Source organism: Paenibacillus sp. Y930, from assembly GCF_056786375.1.
The window spans coordinates 284,642-301,543 of sequence record NZ_JBXCIX010000005.1; the positions used below are offsets into that span (position 1 = coordinate 284,642).

General features: G+C 39.9%; 13 protein-coding genes. 3 read left to right on the plus strand and 10 right to left on the minus strand.

The annotated features are described in order from the left end of the window. Nucleotides 1–98: 98 nt before the first annotated feature. From AC1TO5_RS16295 to AC1TO5_RS16315, 5 genes are all read right to left on the minus strand, one after another. Nucleotides 99–1,688 carry an ABC transporter substrate-binding protein gene (locus tag AC1TO5_RS16295; RefSeq protein WP_482063885.1) on the minus strand — a complete coding sequence of 530 codons (1,590 nt, stop codon included), beginning with the start codon at nt 1,686–1,688 and terminating at the stop codon, nt 99–101. Nucleotides 1,689–1,741: 53 nt separating this feature from the next. After that, entirely contained in the window at nt 1,742–2,623 is an 882-nt protein-coding gene (locus AC1TO5_RS16300) for a carbohydrate ABC transporter permease (RefSeq protein ID WP_482063886.1), read from the minus strand. Nucleotides 2,624–2,663: 40 nt separating this feature from the next. Continuing rightward, nucleotides 2,664–3,584 carry an ABC transporter permease gene (locus AC1TO5_RS16305; RefSeq protein ID WP_482063887.1) on the minus strand — a complete coding sequence of 307 codons (921 nt, stop codon included), beginning with the start codon at nt 3,582–3,584 and terminating at the stop codon, nt 2,664–2,666. Between the two features lie 143 nt (nt 3,585–3,727). Further along, nucleotides 3,728–5,302 carry a response regulator gene (locus AC1TO5_RS16310; protein ID WP_482063888.1) on the minus strand — a complete coding sequence of 525 codons (1,575 nt, stop codon included), beginning with the start codon at nt 5,300–5,302 and terminating at the stop codon, nt 3,728–3,730. Nucleotides 5,303–5,316: 14 nt separating this feature from the next. After that, nucleotides 5,317–7,053, minus strand: a complete 1,737-nt coding sequence (locus AC1TO5_RS16315) for a sensor histidine kinase (RefSeq protein WP_482063889.1) — start codon at nt 7,051–7,053, stop codon at nt 5,317–5,319. 228 nt (nt 7,054–7,281) lie between these two features. Between AC1TO5_RS16315 and AC1TO5_RS16320 the strand changes: the two genes are divergently transcribed. After that, entirely contained in the window at nt 7,282–8,430 is a 1,149-nt protein-coding gene (locus AC1TO5_RS16320) for a stalk domain-containing protein (RefSeq protein ID WP_482063890.1), read from the plus strand. A gap of 212 nt (nt 8,431–8,642) precedes the next feature. Here AC1TO5_RS16320 and AC1TO5_RS16325 read toward each other — a convergent pair whose 3' ends face one another. The 5 genes from AC1TO5_RS16325 to AC1TO5_RS16345 all read right to left on the minus strand — a co-directional run bounded on the left by AC1TO5_RS16325 (nt 8,643) and on the right by AC1TO5_RS16345 (nt 13,609). Beyond that, nucleotides 8,643–10,331 carry a methyl-accepting chemotaxis protein gene (locus AC1TO5_RS16325; RefSeq protein WP_482063891.1) on the minus strand — a complete coding sequence of 563 codons (1,689 nt, stop codon included), beginning with the start codon at nt 10,329–10,331 and terminating at the stop codon, nt 8,643–8,645. 319 nt (nt 10,332–10,650) lie between these two features. Continuing rightward, the gene (locus tag AC1TO5_RS16330) at nt 10,651–11,340 is read right to left on the minus strand and encodes a phosphoribosylaminoimidazolesuccinocarboxamide synthase (RefSeq protein ID WP_482063981.1); all 690 of its coding nucleotides are present in this window, start codon (nt 11,338–11,340) and stop codon (nt 10,651–10,653) included. Nucleotides 11,341–11,410: 70 nt separating this feature from the next. Further along, entirely contained in the window at nt 11,411–11,842 is a 432-nt protein-coding gene (locus AC1TO5_RS16335) for a hypothetical protein (protein ID WP_482063892.1), read from the minus strand. Nucleotides 11,843–11,852: 10 nt separating this feature from the next. Continuing rightward, nucleotides 11,853–12,353 carry a LytTR family DNA-binding domain-containing protein gene (locus AC1TO5_RS16340; protein WP_482063893.1) on the minus strand — a complete coding sequence of 167 codons (501 nt, stop codon included), beginning with the start codon at nt 12,351–12,353 and terminating at the stop codon, nt 11,853–11,855. A gap of 71 nt (nt 12,354–12,424) precedes the next feature. After that, nucleotides 12,425–13,609, minus strand: coding sequence for a serine hydrolase domain-containing protein (locus AC1TO5_RS16345; protein ID WP_482063894.1), 1,185 nt, complete (start codon nt 13,607–13,609; stop codon nt 12,425–12,427). A 751-nt stretch (nt 13,610–14,360) separates the two neighbouring features. Between AC1TO5_RS16345 and AC1TO5_RS16350 the strand changes: the two genes are divergently transcribed. Continuing rightward, nucleotides 14,361–15,599: a saccharopine dehydrogenase family protein gene (locus AC1TO5_RS16350; RefSeq protein WP_482063895.1), complete on the plus strand. Its 1,239-nt coding sequence runs from the start codon at nt 14,361–14,363 to the stop codon at nt 15,597–15,599. A gap of 1 nt (nt 15,600) precedes the next feature. Further along, the gene (gene nspC, locus AC1TO5_RS16355) at nt 15,601–16,728 is read left to right on the plus strand and encodes a carboxynorspermidine decarboxylase (protein ID WP_482063896.1); all 1,128 of its coding nucleotides are present in this window, start codon (nt 15,601–15,603) and stop codon (nt 16,726–16,728) included. The last annotated feature ends 174 nt before the right edge of the window (nt 16,729–16,902 follow it).

Below are 16,902 nucleotides of genomic sequence, written 5' to 3' on the forward strand. Positions count from 1 at the left end.
ACCCTTACACATCGATGTATCTCTAGTAAAATAAACGCCTCCGTTCTATTTGGGAATTTAACCAAATTGAGCGGAGGCATGCTGATTAGTTCTGTATATTATTTCTTGTTCGCTAGAAAAGCATCGATTTGAGCTTGTAGTTCAGTTTGAATTTTATCAAGTCCAGCCGAATCCAATTGCTTGTTCAGCTCTTCGAGACCTTTGTCGATATCTTTAATTACGCCGTATTCAAGTGGAATTGCATAGCGAAGCATTACATTACCCACGTTCGCAATTTCTGTTTTTACTTTGCTGTTGTCGAATACGAATGTTTCAAGTGCATAGTGATAGACATCTGCATCCCAGCTGTTAACTAGATCAGAAACTTCTTGCGGGAATGCTTCATTGTCACGGTTAAGTGGCGAGTTGAAGTTCCAATTAGAGAAGCCCGTAAAGTTTGGATTTTTCTCGAGTGCTTTGAATTTGTCGTCACCAACTGCTTCATAATGGACGCCGCTAGTGCCGTACATCATTAGGTCGTGTAGTTCCTTATCATTTTGAATCAGATCAATTAACATCAAGGAACGTTCTGCATTTTTGGAAGTCGCATGAATCGACGTACCGTTTTGTGTTGAAATAGCTATTGATTTTTTCTTGCCCACATTGATATCAGCTATTGCTACTTCATAAGGAGAATTTTCTTGGCGCATTAGAGTCATCAATGATCCAAGCGTCCCGTTGTTATGCGTAATCGATGCTGTTTTGCCTGCTTTAAAGTCTGCCTGATGATCATTTTTGCTGTTTAGAACGTTTTTTGACCATGCATTGCTATCCGCAAGATCTTTATAATAGACAAGTAGATCTTTGAACTCTGGTGTATCGTATACGTTAAATACTTGACCTGTTTCATCTGTTAGTTTGAAAGCAAATGGAAGGTCGAGATCAAACATATTCCATTCCGTTTGTTGCTTCAGCAATATGCGGTCTAAATTATGGTATTTCCAGTCTCCCGTTTCCGGAGTAAAAGGTGTAACACCCTTCTCACTTTGTGCGATTGTTTTCAAATAATTTGCATACGCTTCTGGGCTATCAAGCTCAGGAAGATTGTATTTCGTACGTAAATCTTCACGATACAGAATCAGCTTTTCAACAGATTCTCCTCTGTTTTGCGGAACCATATACAGTTTTCCATTTACTTTTGCTTGATCCCAACTTACATCAGACATCGCTGCCCAAGTTTGCGGCATATATGTGGTAAGCAGTTCTTCCGTCAATTCCAGAAATCCGCCCTTCAGCGCTTGGTCATTGTAGCCAGCCCAGTTTGCTGAATAGATAAGGTCAAAATCCTCGTTGGCCGCTAGCTTCAGTGGGTATTTTTGTGCCCAGTCAGACCAGTCAAGGAACTCGCCCTCGATAGTCGCATTAATTTTTTCTTTGAGCTTTGTGTTAATCTCAGCAAAAACGCTATCATAGTCTACTGGCTTAGGTCCAACAAAAATCATTTTCAGCTTCACTTGTTTGGAGATATCAATGGTGTCTGAGGTATTTGCAGTGTCTGAGTCGTTCCCTTTGTCGTTTACTACCTCTGATGGATTATTTGTAGCCTTAGCGGGCACATTTGTATTCGTGTTGCCGCCGCCACACGCGCTCAAAATCATTACGAAGGTTAAAACAAGTGCGAACATTATGGATCTATTTTTTCTCAGCATTTCAAGCCTTCCCCCTTATATTTGATTCTATTGATTAACCGGATTTTCCGGGTTCACCCTTTCACAGCACCAATCGTCATACCTTGAACAAAGTACTTCTGGACGAATGGATAAGCTAACAAAATCGGACCAGTTGCTACGACCGTCATCGCCATCTTCAAGCTCTCGGTCGGAATCGATGTAGTCACGACTGCCCCTGCTCCCATCATCGCTTTACGCATGCCATCCATATTACCAAGCATTTTGTACAAATAATATTGGAGCGGCATCATTTTCTCGTTGGATACAAATAATAGTGCATTGTACCAGTCATTCCAATAGGCAAGTGCAAGAAATAATCCGATTGTAGCGAGTGCTGGCTTAGATAGCGGCAAGATTAGACTCGTATAGATCTTAAAATCGCCTGCGCCGTCAATTTTGGCTGATTCTACAATCGCTTCCGGAATACCGCTCATAAATGACTTCATGACAATAATATAGAAGACGTTGAGCATCATTGGAACGATTAACGCTGCAAATGTATCCTTTAGTTGGAGATAGTTGACCATAAGCAGATACCACGGAACTAGCCCGCCGTTAAACAAAGTGGTAAAGAAAAAGAAGAATGAAAATTTATTGCGCCACTTGAAATCTCTTCTGGACAACGCATAAGCAGTCATCGAAGTTAGAAATAAACCTAGTAGCGTGCCTGCTACCGTAACACCTATTGTCACCAAGTAGGCGTTAATCATTTCCTTAGGATACTTAAACAAAATACTATATGCTTCCATTGAAAATGCCGTCGGTATAAATTGATAGCCATCCATTACGATTTTAGATTCTTCCGTAAGGGATGAAGATACGACAAGCACAAAGGGGATAATACATAAAATCGCGAGCATAATCAGGGATACATAACCAATACCTGAAAATATTTTACGATCGAGCTGCTTCATATCGTTACCTCCATTATCTGAAAATTAGCTCCTTATACGGTTAGAAAAGAGCACGGTCTTTATCGTATCTACGGACAGCATAGTTCACCGTCAAGATCGTCGCGAATCCAAGAACAGATTGGAAAACGCCCGCCGCAGCCGACATACCTATATCATTTGAAGTAATCAGCGACCTGAACACGAATGTATCAATAACATCTGTTGTGGAGAATAATAAGCCGTTGTTGCCGATCATGTTATAGAACATCCCGAAATCACCACGGAATATGTTCCCGACCGCCAGAAGCACCAGAATAATAATCGTTGGATAAAGATTTGGAATCGTCACTTTCATAATCCGTTGAAAAATGTTAGCCCCATCAATTTCAGCAGCTTCGTACATCTCGGTATCTATGCCAGAAATCGCGGCCAAGTACATTACCGTTCCGTATCCAAGACTTTTCCAGGCGGAAACGATAACCAAGATATACGGCCAATAGGAAGGCGTATTGTAAATATCGATCGGCTGTAATCCGAAACCTCTGAGCAGAGCATTCACAGTGCCGATATCATAATTAAGCATGTTATAGGCAATCGCCCCTACAACGACCCATGAAATAAAGTAAGGGAGAAACAGCGCTGATTGCATAATTTTTCGAAACCATTTGCCGCCAACCTCAAACAACATAATGGCTGCAAAAATTTGTAAAGAGTTATTCACAACGATAAATGCAATATTGTACAGTGCTGTATTTCTTGTTACCCGCCAGGCATCTCCTGATTCAAAGAAAAAGCGAAAGTTGTTCAAACCGTTCCAAGCGCTTCCAAAAACACCACCGGCATAATCATAATTTTTGAAGGCAATAACGATTCCCGCCATCGGAATGTAAGCAAACAGGAGGAAGAACGCAACCGCCGGTGCTAGCATCAATAAGAGCACCCTGTAATTTTTCATATCTTTCCATAATGTATGCCCTTTCATATCTGCACCCCTCTCTTCTCTATATTTTCATTATAGAAGGACAGGAGCTGAAAAATAATTCAGCAAAACAACTAAACATAATACTAATTCAACGATTCGACAAAAAAATAAGCCCTTGCTCCTTCCGGAACATGGGCCTCGATTCAAATTTTGTTTCTCTTACGGTACTCACCGGGTGACATATTCATATATTGTTTGAACTGTCTGTTGAAATAAATAATGTTTTTATAGCCGACTTGTTCTGCAATTTCATATATTTTCTTAGTCGGATCTTCAAGCAGTTCGCATACCCGCTTCATGCGTAACTCACCTAGAAAATCGCTGAATAGACTATTAGTTTCAGCCTTGAACAGATGGCCAAGATAGTTAGGTGTAAAATTGAAATGCGCGGCAACTTCGTTTAGCGTTATTTTTTGCTCTAGCCTTGCTGTCACATATTCAGTAATTTCATCGATTAACTTCCGCTTTTGTCTTTGCCGCTTCAAATAAAGTAGCTCCGACAGTTCAAAGAACCTTCTTCTCAACCAAGAAAGAATATCATGCACCGTTTCGAACTGAAATAGCTCTAGTGATTGCTGGGAATCCCATTTCAAAATTTCGTACAAATGTTCGTTCATTTGCCGCAGATCTGCATGAAGCTTAGATGTAATCCGAATAATAATATCGTAAACGTCGTTTTTCCGGGAGAGTGGGCTATCCCCATTAAATAGTTGCAGCAAGCAATCATCGATGATTGTAAGGTCATAATCGAGCATTGCTTTAAGCATCCGATCAACAATAACTTCTAAATCCGAAGCGATGTTATCCTTCGGTTGCCATTCTGAGGCATCTTGGATGAGCCTATTTTTCCCGACAATCCATTTAATACTTAAAGCTGCCCGTGCCTGCCTATAGGAATCATGCAGCTTGCTGAGTTCGGTTGTGTACATTCCTCTGCCAATAGTAATGGAGAAGGAAAATTCCTCGTAGAACGCTCGAATCAACTCTTCCATTAAGGCGTTAAAATATTGCTCCTGAACTGCAGCCAATATAACAAAGTGATCGTCATAGGTCGTGATGACCATGCCTAAATTTTGATCTTGAGCAAACTTTCGGATAAATTGATTTGCGCTGCTGCTCCATACACTCCGCTTTTCTTCAGTCCAGGATTGAATTTTCCATGCCATGTCATCGATCTCGATGATGGCGATTGCCGAGGCACCTTGTAGGTATGGCATAAGAAAGTTGTAAATATGCGTCTCGACCTGTCCAGGTGCTGGCTCGTTAAACCAGCGCAGCAGCAGCTCCTGATTGACAAGCGTCAGCGTTTCCGACAAGGATACTAACTGCTTTCTCTCTTTCTCAATCTTGGCACAAAGCTCGGTCAGCGTCTTGCTGAGCTCGTCGTCATCGACGGGCTTAAGTAAATAACCGGTAGCGTTCAATTGAATCGCCTCTTTAGCATAGCTGAAATCCTGATGTCCGCTAATAAATAGAATATGAACCTCAGGATTAATCTCTTTTGCTTTTCTCGCAAACTCCATACCAGACATAATCGGCATGCGTATATCAGAGAGAATAATATCAACAGGATGCTGCTCCATCAATTTTAACGCGGTAAATCCGCTCGTTGCCGTCCTAACGCTATTCAAAGGCAAATGCTCACTACCCGCCACACGTCGTCTCAACCATTCCAAATCTACTACTTCGTCATCTACTAGCAGAACGTTAATCTCCATCGCCATAAGTGCTCCTAATCTCCCATTACTTCTCGGATTTCCGCATTATTCACGGGTAAGATGATTTGAACTGTCGTTCCCGCTCCAAAGTGACTACCGATATGAATACCAAAATCATTACCGTATCTCAGCTTGATTCGTTCTTCCACGTTTCTTAGACCGTAACTGTCCGAATGAATCGCGCTTGACCGCATTTTCCGAAGTGTATCTGGCCGCATACCAATCCCGTTATCAATGACCTTGAGTTCAATACGGTCGCCAAGACGCTTTCCAGTAATACGGATCGCGATCGTCTCCCCGAACCAGGCATGCTTGAATATATTCTCAACAAACGGCTGTAAAATCAGCTTAATGATGGGGATATGTAAAATTTCCGGATCAATATCATAATAAACTTTAAAGGCATCCGCATACTTTACCCTCTGAATTTCCAGATACATCCTCACCTGCTCCAACTCTTTTTCGAGAGAGATATAGACATGCCCTTCGTTCAACGTGAGCCGATAAAATTTAGATAGGCTTTGTACCATTAATGTAACTTTCTCGACTTCTCCCAAATTAGCTAAGCTGCCAATCGTCGACAACGTGTTATATAAGAAATGAGGACTGATTTGGGCTTGAAGCACATCCAGCTCAGCTTGCTTTTTCTGAATACCCTGCTCATAGACATTCTGGATCAGTTCCTGAATGCTTGTTGCCATTTGATTGAAGCTATTAGCAATGTAGACAAATTCATCGTTTCCTGAAAATCCAATTCTTTTGTGAAAATTACCTTCCTGAAACGACTGGACCAAATATACAATCCGCTTAATTTTCTTACCTGATCTGCGAGCAACCAAAAATCCAATAAATGCCATAACCAAAAAGCTGATCGAACAAACCATACCAATGACTTTCTGCATTTTACTCGCATCTTTATTCAAATATGTATGCGGTACCCTTGCCTCGATCACATAGTTCGAAAACGGAATATCCTCACTAATAACCAGATAAGCATCTTGTCTAGCATATTCATCCACAACACCCTGTTCATAGAGCGTTAGTCCACTAACCCGATCCATCAAACGAAGGTCAATACCCTGTTCAATCGGAAAGGTATCGAAATTACCAAAAAGCTCATCAATTCTGGCCGTGACACGAATATAGCCGATAATAGCTGGAGCTCCCTGTGAAGAAACGAGCTTGCGGAAATACGAAATATTGCCTAGTGCACGATCCGTATCCACTTGAAGAAACAAGCTGTCTTCGTTATTCGTAATGATCGACTTGAACCATTCCTTGTTTTCGATAGCTTGATGAGAAAGAATATAATAATCGCTTCTACCAATAGGCAGCGACATATCGTCACCAGTAATTTCAAGCATCGACTCATTAACAGTATAGAGCGTAAGTCTTAGCTTGTTCCCATACAATTGCAGAGGAGCCTTCATATAAGGAACGATATCGTCTCTCATTTTGAGCATATTTTCCAAAGGATTCCCTCTAAACTGAAGCGCATTCTGATAAGGCGTATTGAGAAACAACGAATTAGTCATGCGTTTAATTTCATCCGTCTGGTATTCGATATTATTCCTTGTTTGCTGCAATGCCGTTCGCACACTCGTTTCCGCCATCTCAGTCCTAGATTGGATAAGCATTGTATATGCTATATAACCGATCAGCAGATCCGTGAGCAATACTAGAATGAGATATGGAATCATCATCTTATACGTGAATGGAATATACTTTTTACTAGATAAGAACCTCTCCATGCGCATGCTCCCTTGTGGCGTGTCACTACGATACCGCTTTTTCAATCTATTCTATAACGAAAGGAAAACGGTTACAATTGTTTCTTCATATATCGGCTCCTCACAACATAGTTCTTATTGCCTGCTTTTTATGAATCTTGAAGAGGAAACGGTCAGCTTGTGTAGAATTACAAAGGTTAAGGTGATAATGCCCTTACAACTAAATAAGAATTTGGAGAACAGTCAACTATGCTGAAACGTAAAGCTTTAACACGCATCACAATTACGATCATGCTTTTAACAACGATCTTCTCAGGAGTAGCATACGCTGCATCTTCTACCAGTATTGACGTTAACTTTTACAATCTAAAATACTTTTTCAACGGTATTGAAAAGAAAGCACCTGAGGATAACAAAGGGTTCATTTACAAAGGAACGACTTACGTTCCACTTCGATTCGTAGCGGAAAACTTGGACCAAGATGTAAAGTGGAAAGGCGATACCTACACCATTTCTATGACTACAAAGCAATCAGGAGGAACTGGAGGTAATCTAACCGATGCTGATCGTTTAAAAGCAGCTGAGCAAAAACTTGCTGAGTTGGAAAGAAGACTGAAAGATCAAGGATCGTCCTCACATGATGGCTGGGTCACGTACGAAACGAAAAATTTGACGCTTCATTTCACACCGAAAGCTGACGAGAAGTTTCACTATCTTTATACAGAAGCGGAAGATATCTTGAAGGCGCACGAGAAGTTTTTCGGTGCTAACACGCTTACAGAAAAAGTAGAACTATGGATACATGATGGTGACGGCATCTTCAAGATCAACTCTGGAGCACTCTTCAACCCTCAATATAATGCCATTAAACTCTCCGCTGAAGAACACTTTAACATGGCTGGAGATGAGGCAGTCCGGTTCGTCTTTGCTCATGAAATGGCTCATGCTTACCAACATCAGAAATGGGATATGGACAAGCTGGGATCAACGCTAAGTGGCAGATTAAATTGGCTACTTGAAGGACAAGCCGACTACGTTGCCAAGAAAGTGCTTGGATACTCTCAGTATGGTTCCTCTTCCGATCCAGCAGGTGACAGACGTGATCTTGCGTTTTATCAAAAAGAACTAAAAACACGCAATAGCGCATCCGGATGGAGTCCTATCAATTGGAACAATATCAAGTCATTTGCCGACTTAAATGCATATCCCAATGAATATTTCGCATTTGAAAGTATGGTGTTCTTCTTAGAAAAAAACTACAAGCATGATCAATACTTGAATCTCTTTAATGAAATAGCAAAAGGATCACAGCCTTCCACTGCTTTCAAAAATGCTTTTGGAAAATCCGAAGAAACACTCATTGCGGAATACAAGAAATACCTTAACGCTAATCAGTAAATTAGAACGCATTTTGTAAGATTAACAAAACAACACTGCCCTCAATAATGCGAGGGCAGTGCTGTTTATAAGTTACCCATTGAGCACGCATCCATTAGGATGGGAACTGCATTTTAAGTTAACGCTATACTATATTTCCTAATGAAACATCATTTATCTATTGAGCCGAAGGTTTTATAGTGCTCACCGTGTGGTTGCTCGTTCTCCGCACTCTAAAGTTTGAATTGTTGAATCAATCCATTTAATTTTCCAGCTAATTGTGCAAGTTGATTGGAACTATCGGCCACCTCATCCATTGAACTACTAATTTGTTGAGATGAAGCAGAGGTTTGTTCAACACCCGCAGCTGACTCCTCTGAAATAGCGGCAATTTCAGAAATCGATTGACTCATCGTTTCACTATTTGAAGCGATATTTGAAAGGTTCTCAGATACTATTTTAATTCTATCCGCCATTCCAGATACAGCCGAGCTAATTTCAACAAAAGTTTCCTGCGTAGTTTGAATTTGGCTCGTTCCCTGCTTAACCTCTTTATAGCCTTCTTGTAATGATTCCGTAACTATACTGGATTCATTTTGTATACCAGCTACTATACTTGTAATATCAGTTACAGATGCAGACACTTGTTCCGCAAGCTTTCTAACCTCATCTGCTACTACGGCAAATCCCCTACCATGCTCACCTGCCCTTGCAGCCTCGATGGCCGCATTTAATGCCAGTAGATTCGTTTGGCTTGCAATTTCATGAATAACCAAAACCAATTTTGAAATCTCTTGTGACTTCATATCTAAACCTTGCACCATTTGAACTGCATCTTGTACAATTCGATCAATTTTTCCCATCTGATTGTTCGAAGACTCCATTAATTTACTGCCTTCACGAGTCATTATTTGTACTTCACTGGAGGCTTGGTCAATACGTTCGCCATTTTCATTAGCTTCTTGAACTACTGTAGAGAATGTTCCCATAACTGCAGCTAAGCCACTTGCATTTGTAGCCTGTGATTCTGTACCTATCGCCAATTCTTGCATAGTAATTGCGATTTGCTGTGAACCTAAATTCACTTCATCTGCTGATTGCGTTAACTCTTCACTTTGAGTTGTTATTGAACTGGAAACAAAGTTTATTTCTCTCAATAACTCATGAACATTACTGCTCATTTGGTTTGTTGCAGCAACAAGATGACCTACTTCGTCCTGTGACTTCGTTACTAGAGGTTCATGACTTAAATCACCGTTCGCAATTAACTCCATTCGCTCCATAACCTTAATTAAAGGAGTTGTAATAAGCTTAGAACTAATTAGTGCTGTAGCTAGACTAAGTAGTATAACCAATATCGTTATGATCGTTGTAAAAATTAATGTTGATTCCCCGTTTGCGACAATGAGGCGACCGATCTCATTAATTGAATCCCGACGTTCTGCAGCAATCTTCTCATAACCAGCCATTAGTTCGCGGATCATCGGATCTTTTTCTGCTAGATTTTTTCGAGCTAGCTCTACATTTCCTTTGTCGTATTCAGCGAATACATTTTCTGCAACATATGTTCTCCATACAACTGTCTGTTCAATAAGCTTGTCAAATTCCTCGGATGTACCTATCCCTCTAGCTACTTCCTCAAAACGTTTTCCCTGTTCAGTGTACTCGTCAAATCTTTCTTTATAATCACCACCATATAGTACATAACCGCGAGCCGTTGAGATTCGATTCGCAAGAGTGGTCGTCATACCTTCATTAGCAATTAAAAGTGGCAGCTCTTTTTCTACAATATTTTTAGCTTCCTTATTACTTCTGTCGACAACCAAAAAATTATAAACCCCAAAAATAACGACCAATGCAATAACTAAAGAAAATCCAAATAACATTTTCGATCTTATACTTTTAAAATTTAATAATTTCACTTTAATAATCCTCTCTTTCGATTAATATATATTTTTAAAACAAAAAAAAGCAATATCCCCTCCGCTGTTGCAGAGAGATTCATTACTCTGCCATTCGTATTTACGTATGGATTTCAAATATTATACAATATTTGAAACTTATAATCAAATCGTTATTGTGAGCCTCTTCAGGTTTATTGCTGCTTGACATGCTTTAGTTTTTCGAATAGCACTAGATCGTATGACTGGACACAAAAAAACCGTTCTATCCAGAAAAACACCGGAAATAGAACGGCTTCTATGTAAAAATCAACTTGTTTCATATGAATTCGATATTGATTTATTCAGCTGCCAGCATCAATTTCTCCAACTCAAGAGGTGCGATGTACACCCCGTCCTTGTAAGCTCTCATATTGCCACCAGAAATTTCATCGATAAGAACAACCTGTCCATCCTTATTGATGCGGCCAAATTCTAATTTAATATCATAAAGCTCGATACCCTTCTTGCTAAGCTCGTCCTTCACAACCCCACTAATTTGCTTCGTCAATTGCTCAAGATCAGCATACTCCTCGGCTGACAATATACTTAGCATCTCAAGAGCAGATGCACTGATTGGTGGATCCAGACGATCGTCGTCTTTCAACGTCACTTCTACAAAAGCATCCAATGCTTGTCCTTCTTGTGCATACAAGCCGTAGCGACGAAGGAAGCTTCCTACTGCACGATAACGACATATTACTTCAAGTCCTTTTCCAAATACAGTGGCAGGTGCCACCGTCATTGTTGCTTCCTCAATATTTGCATCTATGTAGTGAGTCGGAATATTTGCTGCTTTCAACTTCTCGAAAAAGAACTTCGTTAAGCTTAATCCTGCACGCCCAGAACCTTCCATAACTAAACCAACTGTGTTAGCACCTGGATCGAACACACCATTCTCTCCCGTTACATCATCTTTAAACTTCAGTAGGTAATCCCCATTTTCCAGCGCATATACATCCTTTGTCTTACCAGTATAAATAAGATTCATCATATTAACTCCTTCTGCAAATAAATTAGGTTCATCTAGTTTTTTACATTATAACATACTGTAAATACCCTTATTTATCTTTAATCAATGCCTTAAAGGTTTTTAATTTATGTTGGACTCGCCGATACATCATATAATCGAATAGATTTGCTATGCATACAATACCAAGCACTACCCATAATATTGGCATAAATTCTCCTTGATTCTCCATTTGACCACCTGTAATTATAACTAAGAATAACATGATTAAAGTGGTAATAATTAATGCAATGAGGTTGTTTATAAAGAAGTACATTTTGGAGTTTGCGATGTGAATTGGGAGTATTGCTGTTAGCCATTCCGTTATAAAACCAATGATGAAGCCTATACTTCCACTAGCTAATACCGTCATGATTTTATATGCGAAAAGCACATCGGTATCGTTGTAAAACTGTAGTAGAATACCTATAAAGAGACCCAGAAAAAATGACTTTATTATATTTTCCAAATGAATTTTATCCATTGTGGCTCTCCTATATTTTGAGTGTGTTGCGAAGCTTTTTTGAGTACATTTTTGACACTTCTAGTTCAACGTTATTATCCATTCTAAGTACATATCTAGAGTTAAACCAAGGAATAATTTCTTTTACATGTAGAAGATTAACGAGTTGTGATTTATTGATTCGTATAAATCCTTTTACACCCCATAGATTCTCATAATACTGTAGCGATTCCTTGATACTATAGCGATTGGACTTTGTATACGCCATAATCCCGTCAGAACCTGCTTCTAGATACAAAACATCCCTTGGTTCGATAACTACAAACTTATTGTCTCTTAAGCCTGTCAGCGTATTCATAAAATGTGTGTCTGCTCGAATGCCAGAGACCAGAAGCTTAATCACATCCATGTAATCAATCGCTTCAAACACAACACTAAGTTTTCCACTTGGCAGGTCATATCCTTTTTCAACTAGTGCCAAATCACTATCTTGCTTAATGTCTATTTGGTATTTGGCTAATTCTTGTTTCATTTTTTCATACACTTTATTTGAACACAATAATTGAACCATCATGTGTCTCCTATTTACAGCTTATAAAATGTTTACTTTACTATCATCCTATCATAAATCATTCTTATTTTAACTAATTCTTCTATACCTTTTTCCGCATAATCAATCGATCCAAAATTTGCAATAAAAAAGGTATCTTCCTCTTTATCATATAATGCATAAGTTCCTGTAGCCCCGACAGCACCATAAACATCCCTCATTGAGCTAAGCAGAAACGACAACTCACTAAAATCAAAATACATCATGCCCATGCCGTAGTAAATACCTTTCTCATAGCGTTGACTAAAGTTAGTCATCTGACTATACACTTCAGCAGACAGTAAAGCGCCATTTTCTAGAGCCCTCATGAACGTTAACAGATCATCCATAGTCGTAACAACTCCGCCGCCTGCCCAATCAATCGATAACGCGTTTCTACCGCTATAGTCAATGCCATCGATATAAATCCCAACAATATCAGCCGGTTCATCGTTATAAAACATTAAATAACTATCATTCATGGCCAAGGGTTCAAATATTCTTTCTTCTAAAATGTTAGAATACGCCTCTTTCTCGATAGCTTCCAGCATAAGTCCAAGCAAAATATATCCCGTATCCGTATAATAAAATTGTTGACCCGGAAGTCCTACAGGATCTTGGTTTTCTCTAGTAAATGCAATCAACTCTTCTGGAGTAAATGAAAGATCCGGATTAGTCGAAATCATTTCTAATAGTGGTTTTCCGCTTGTTACTGGACCTTCGAAATAATCACCAACTCCCGATGTATGACTCAGTAACTGTTGTAGCGTTACCTGGTCTTTATAATCTATGCCGTCTATTACAAATAATCCCTTTAGAATGTCATCACCTAGCCAAGAACTGATTTTATCGTCATAGCTGATTTTCCCTTCGTCAACTAACATACCATAGATAGCAGCACACATCGTTTTACCTATGCTGGCTGAATGATATTGACTATCAAATTGAACAGGTTGATCTGACAATTGATTTTGCGTACCAACTGCAAATTGTTCAAAGTAGCCTGTTTGATTGGATTGAATGGTCAATAATACGCTAGATAGCGAATCGTTGTTCTCTACTATTTTGGTTAAATGTTTTTCGATTTTTTCATTAACCGCCTCTTCCGATATCGGTCTATTCATAATCGCTAATATACCCCATCCAATGCCAACTACAATAATCACACAAACGATTATTCTCAAAGTTATCTTCTTCATATGGCCCACCTTTCGCTTCATGTACTCATACATTAATCTAAGCGGTGAGTGTAGATTTAGATACGCTTTTAAGCTAAACGGTCAAAATTTAAGGTTAAGACGACTTTCTAGATGTCTAACAATAGGCAAGTGATTATAAATAATAGGCAGAATAAGTAGAATAGTAAAGGTCAAGGCTTTGTTCCTTATCCCATTGTATTTTCAACGTTTCTAAATTAATTACGTTCTTCAAAAAAAAATATCTTGCTTGCTCATCCCTATCCTGCTATTATGAAAAAGAATAATATTTTGGAAAGCTAATATTCAAAGCATGTAGGATCTTTCCAAGCAGATAACCTTTGACCACTTCTAACAAGAAGTTATGGCCATACGGACAGCCCGGTCAAATGCCGATTGGCAACTTTAGTTGCCTTATTGATTGAGTTAAAAGCTCAAATTTTATAAGTTGGTTACTTTACAACCAGTGCATATGCACATAACTTGTGAAACGGTCAATAAGAGTGGTAAAAGTAATTATTTGCTATATAGACTCTGATCCTAACATGATATATTTGAATATTAAGAACCTTTCCATGAAACTATACGTTTGATGACTGACGAGCACGCAAGAAGTTTGTCCAGTCATATTTAATGGGACTATCTTTTTATTTATATATATCAGAGCAAGTGTGGTGCGCATCGTGCGTGTTTCGCTTGCTTTTTTTGTTGCCGTTTTTACATTTAAAATTCACTTGGGATAGGAGATCGAAAAATGGGAAAAGCTCTAGTCATTGGCGCCGGTGGCGTAGCATCAGTAGCAATTCACAAATGTGTTCAAAACAGTGAGGTTTTTGAAGAAATCTGTATCGCGAGTCGTACTAAATCCAAATGCGATGATCTGAAAGCAAAATTGGACGGTGGCAAAGTCAAAATTACGACTGCACAAGTTGATGCAGACAATGTAGATGAGCTAATCGCTCTAATTAATGAAGTCAAACCGGATATCGTCATGAACCTAGCTCTACCTTACCAAGATTTGACGATTATGGATGCTTGCCTAGCAACTAAAACGAACTATATGGATACGGCAAACTATGAGCCAGAAGATACGGCGAAATTTGAATATAAATGGCAATGGGATTACCGTGAGCGCTTTGAAAAAGCTGGAATTACAGCTCTTTTGGGTAGCGGATTCGATCCAGGCGTAACTGGCGTATTCTCTGCTTACGCACTAAAACACTATTTTGATGAAATCGAATATATCGACATTTTGGATTGCAACGGCGGCGATCACGGCTATCCGTTCGCAACTAACTTCAACCCGGAAATTAACATTCGTGAAGTATCCGCTAATGGACGCTACTGGGAAAATGGAGAATGGATCGAGACGAAACCGATGGAAATTAAGCGTGAATATAACTTCGCTGAAGTCGGTCAAAAAGACATGTATTTACTGTACCATGAAGAGCTTGAATCTCTTGCACAGAACATGCCTGGACTGAAACGTATCCGTTTCTTCATGACTTTCGGACCGAGCTATCTTATGCACTTAAAAGCTCTTGAGAACGTAGGAATGACTTCTATCGAACCGATCGAATACGAAGGAAAAAAAATCATTCCGCTTCAATTCTTGAAGGCTGTACTACCAGACCCGGCTTCCCTTGGACCTCGTACAGTGGGCAAGACGAACATCGGCTGTATCTTCAAAGGTAAAAAAGACGGTCAAGACAAAACTTACTATGTATACAATATTTGCGATCACCAAGAGTGCTATAAAGAAGTTGGCTCCCAAGCTGTCTCTTATACAACTGGTGTTCCTGCAATGATCGGTGCTGCAATGGTCATGACTGGAAAATGGAATAAACCGGGCGTATTCAATATCGAAGAGTTCGATCCAGATCCATTCATGGAAGAGCTAAACAAATGGGGACTTCCATGGGTAGAAGATTTTAATCCGGTGCTTGTTGACGCATTGCCGGAGGAAGCTAAAAAGCCGGAGTTGGTTCGCTAACATGAGGTTTGAAGAATTACCGACACCCTGTTTTGTAGTCGATGAAGCACTCATCGAAAAAAATCTTAATATTCTAAGCGGCGTTATGCAGCGTACGGGAGCCAAGATCTTGCTGGCGCAAAAAGCTTTTTCCATGACTTCTATGTATCCACTCATTGGAAAATATTTAAGCGGTACGACTGCAAGTGGTTTATACGAAGCGCGGCTAGGTCACGAGGAAATGGGCAAAGAAAATCACGTCTTTGCTCCTGCCTATCGTGAAGATGAAATCGAAGAAATCATTGAGATTTGTGATCATATCATCTTTAATTCCTTCTCTCAGCTGGAAAAGTATAAAGCAAAAGCTCTTGCTGCTGGTAGAAAAGTAGGAGTTCGCATCAATCCAGAATGCTCAACACAAGAGGGACATGAAATCTATGATCCTTGTGCGACAGGTTCAAGATTTGGTGTGATGCTAGAGGATTTCCGTCCGGATCTACTTGAAGGCGTTTCGGGACTGCACTTCCATACCCTTTGTCAACAGAACTCGGACGACTTGGAAACTACACTTGATGCAGTCGAAGACAAGTTCGGACCTTGGTTGTCTCAAATGGAATGGATCAACTTCGGTGGCGGTCACCATATCACTAGAGAAGACTATGATATCCCAAGACTTGAAGCTTGTATTGGGCGTATGCAGAATAAATACGGCTTAGAAGTCTACCTTGAACCGGGAGAAGCCATCGCGCTCAATGCGGGTTATATGGTTACCTCCGTTCTAGATATGAATAGAAACGGGATCGAAATTGCTATCGTGGATACGTCGGCGACATGTCATATGCCGGATGTTCTGGAAATGCCTTATCGTCCGCCGCTTTTCGGTTCTGGCGAAGCTGGCGAGAAGCCTTATACCTATCGACTTGGCGGCCCGACCTGCCTTACGGGCGATGTAATCGGAGACTACTCCTTCGATCAGCCCTTAAAGAACGGCGACAGATTAGTATTTGGGGATATGGCAATCTACTCTATGGTCAAAACTAATACCTTCAACGGCATGCCACTGCCTGCCATCGCAGTGCAGGAGCAAGACGGAAATTGCCGCATCGTTCGCGAGTTCGGCTATCAAGATTTTAAGATGAGATTAGCTTAATTAATAATTAAAGCCTTAACCCAACTTTATTAGACGGGTTAAGGCTTTTTTGAATAGCATTTCTCGATTTCTGGGAAATTAGGCAAAGCTTTTAGTATCGGTCCAGTACATCGTATGAAAATGCGCATAGAAAAAAAAGGCCATGATTATTGACCCTATCCCAACTTTTTAGAT

What these genes read in the sequence shown, in the direction of transcription:
- AC1TO5_RS16295 (WP_482063885.1), bottom strand. Translation starts at nt 1,688, where the DNA reads ATGCTGAGAAAAAATAGATCCATAATGTTCGCACTTGTTTTAACCTTC.
- AC1TO5_RS16335 (WP_482063892.1), bottom strand. Translation starts at nt 11,842, where the DNA reads ATGGATAAAATTCATTTGGAAAATATAATAAAGTCATTTTTTCTGGGT.
- AC1TO5_RS16320 (WP_482063890.1), top strand. Translation starts at nt 7,282, where the DNA reads ATGCTGAAACGTAAAGCTTTAACACGCATCACAATTACGATCATGCTT.
- nspC (WP_482063896.1), top strand. Translation starts at nt 15,601, where the DNA reads ATGAGGTTTGAAGAATTACCGACACCCTGTTTTGTAGTCGATGAAGCA.
- AC1TO5_RS16305 (WP_482063887.1), bottom strand. Translation starts at nt 3,584, where the DNA reads ATGAAAGGGCATACATTATGGAAAGATATGAAAAATTACAGGGTGCTC.
- AC1TO5_RS16345 (WP_482063894.1), bottom strand. Translation starts at nt 13,609, where the DNA reads ATGAAGAAGATAACTTTGAGAATAATCGTTTGTGTGATTATTGTAGTT.
- AC1TO5_RS16300 (WP_482063886.1), bottom strand. Translation starts at nt 2,623, where the DNA reads ATGAAGCAGCTCGATCGTAAAATATTTTCAGGTATTGGTTATGTATCC.
- AC1TO5_RS16330 (WP_482063981.1), bottom strand. Translation starts at nt 11,340, where the DNA reads ATGAATCTTATTTATACTGGTAAGACAAAGGATGTATATGCGCTGGAA.
- AC1TO5_RS16340 (WP_482063893.1), bottom strand. Translation starts at nt 12,353, where the DNA reads ATGAAACAAGAATTAGCCAAATACCAAATAGACATTAAGCAAGATAGT.
- AC1TO5_RS16310 (WP_482063888.1), bottom strand. Translation starts at nt 5,302, where the DNA reads ATGGAGATTAACGTTCTGCTAGTAGATGACGAAGTAGTAGATTTGGAA.
- AC1TO5_RS16350 (WP_482063895.1), top strand. Translation starts at nt 14,361, where the DNA reads ATGGGAAAAGCTCTAGTCATTGGCGCCGGTGGCGTAGCATCAGTAGCA.
- AC1TO5_RS16315 (WP_482063889.1), bottom strand. Translation starts at nt 7,053, where the DNA reads ATGGAGAGGTTCTTATCTAGTAAAAAGTATATTCCATTCACGTATAAG.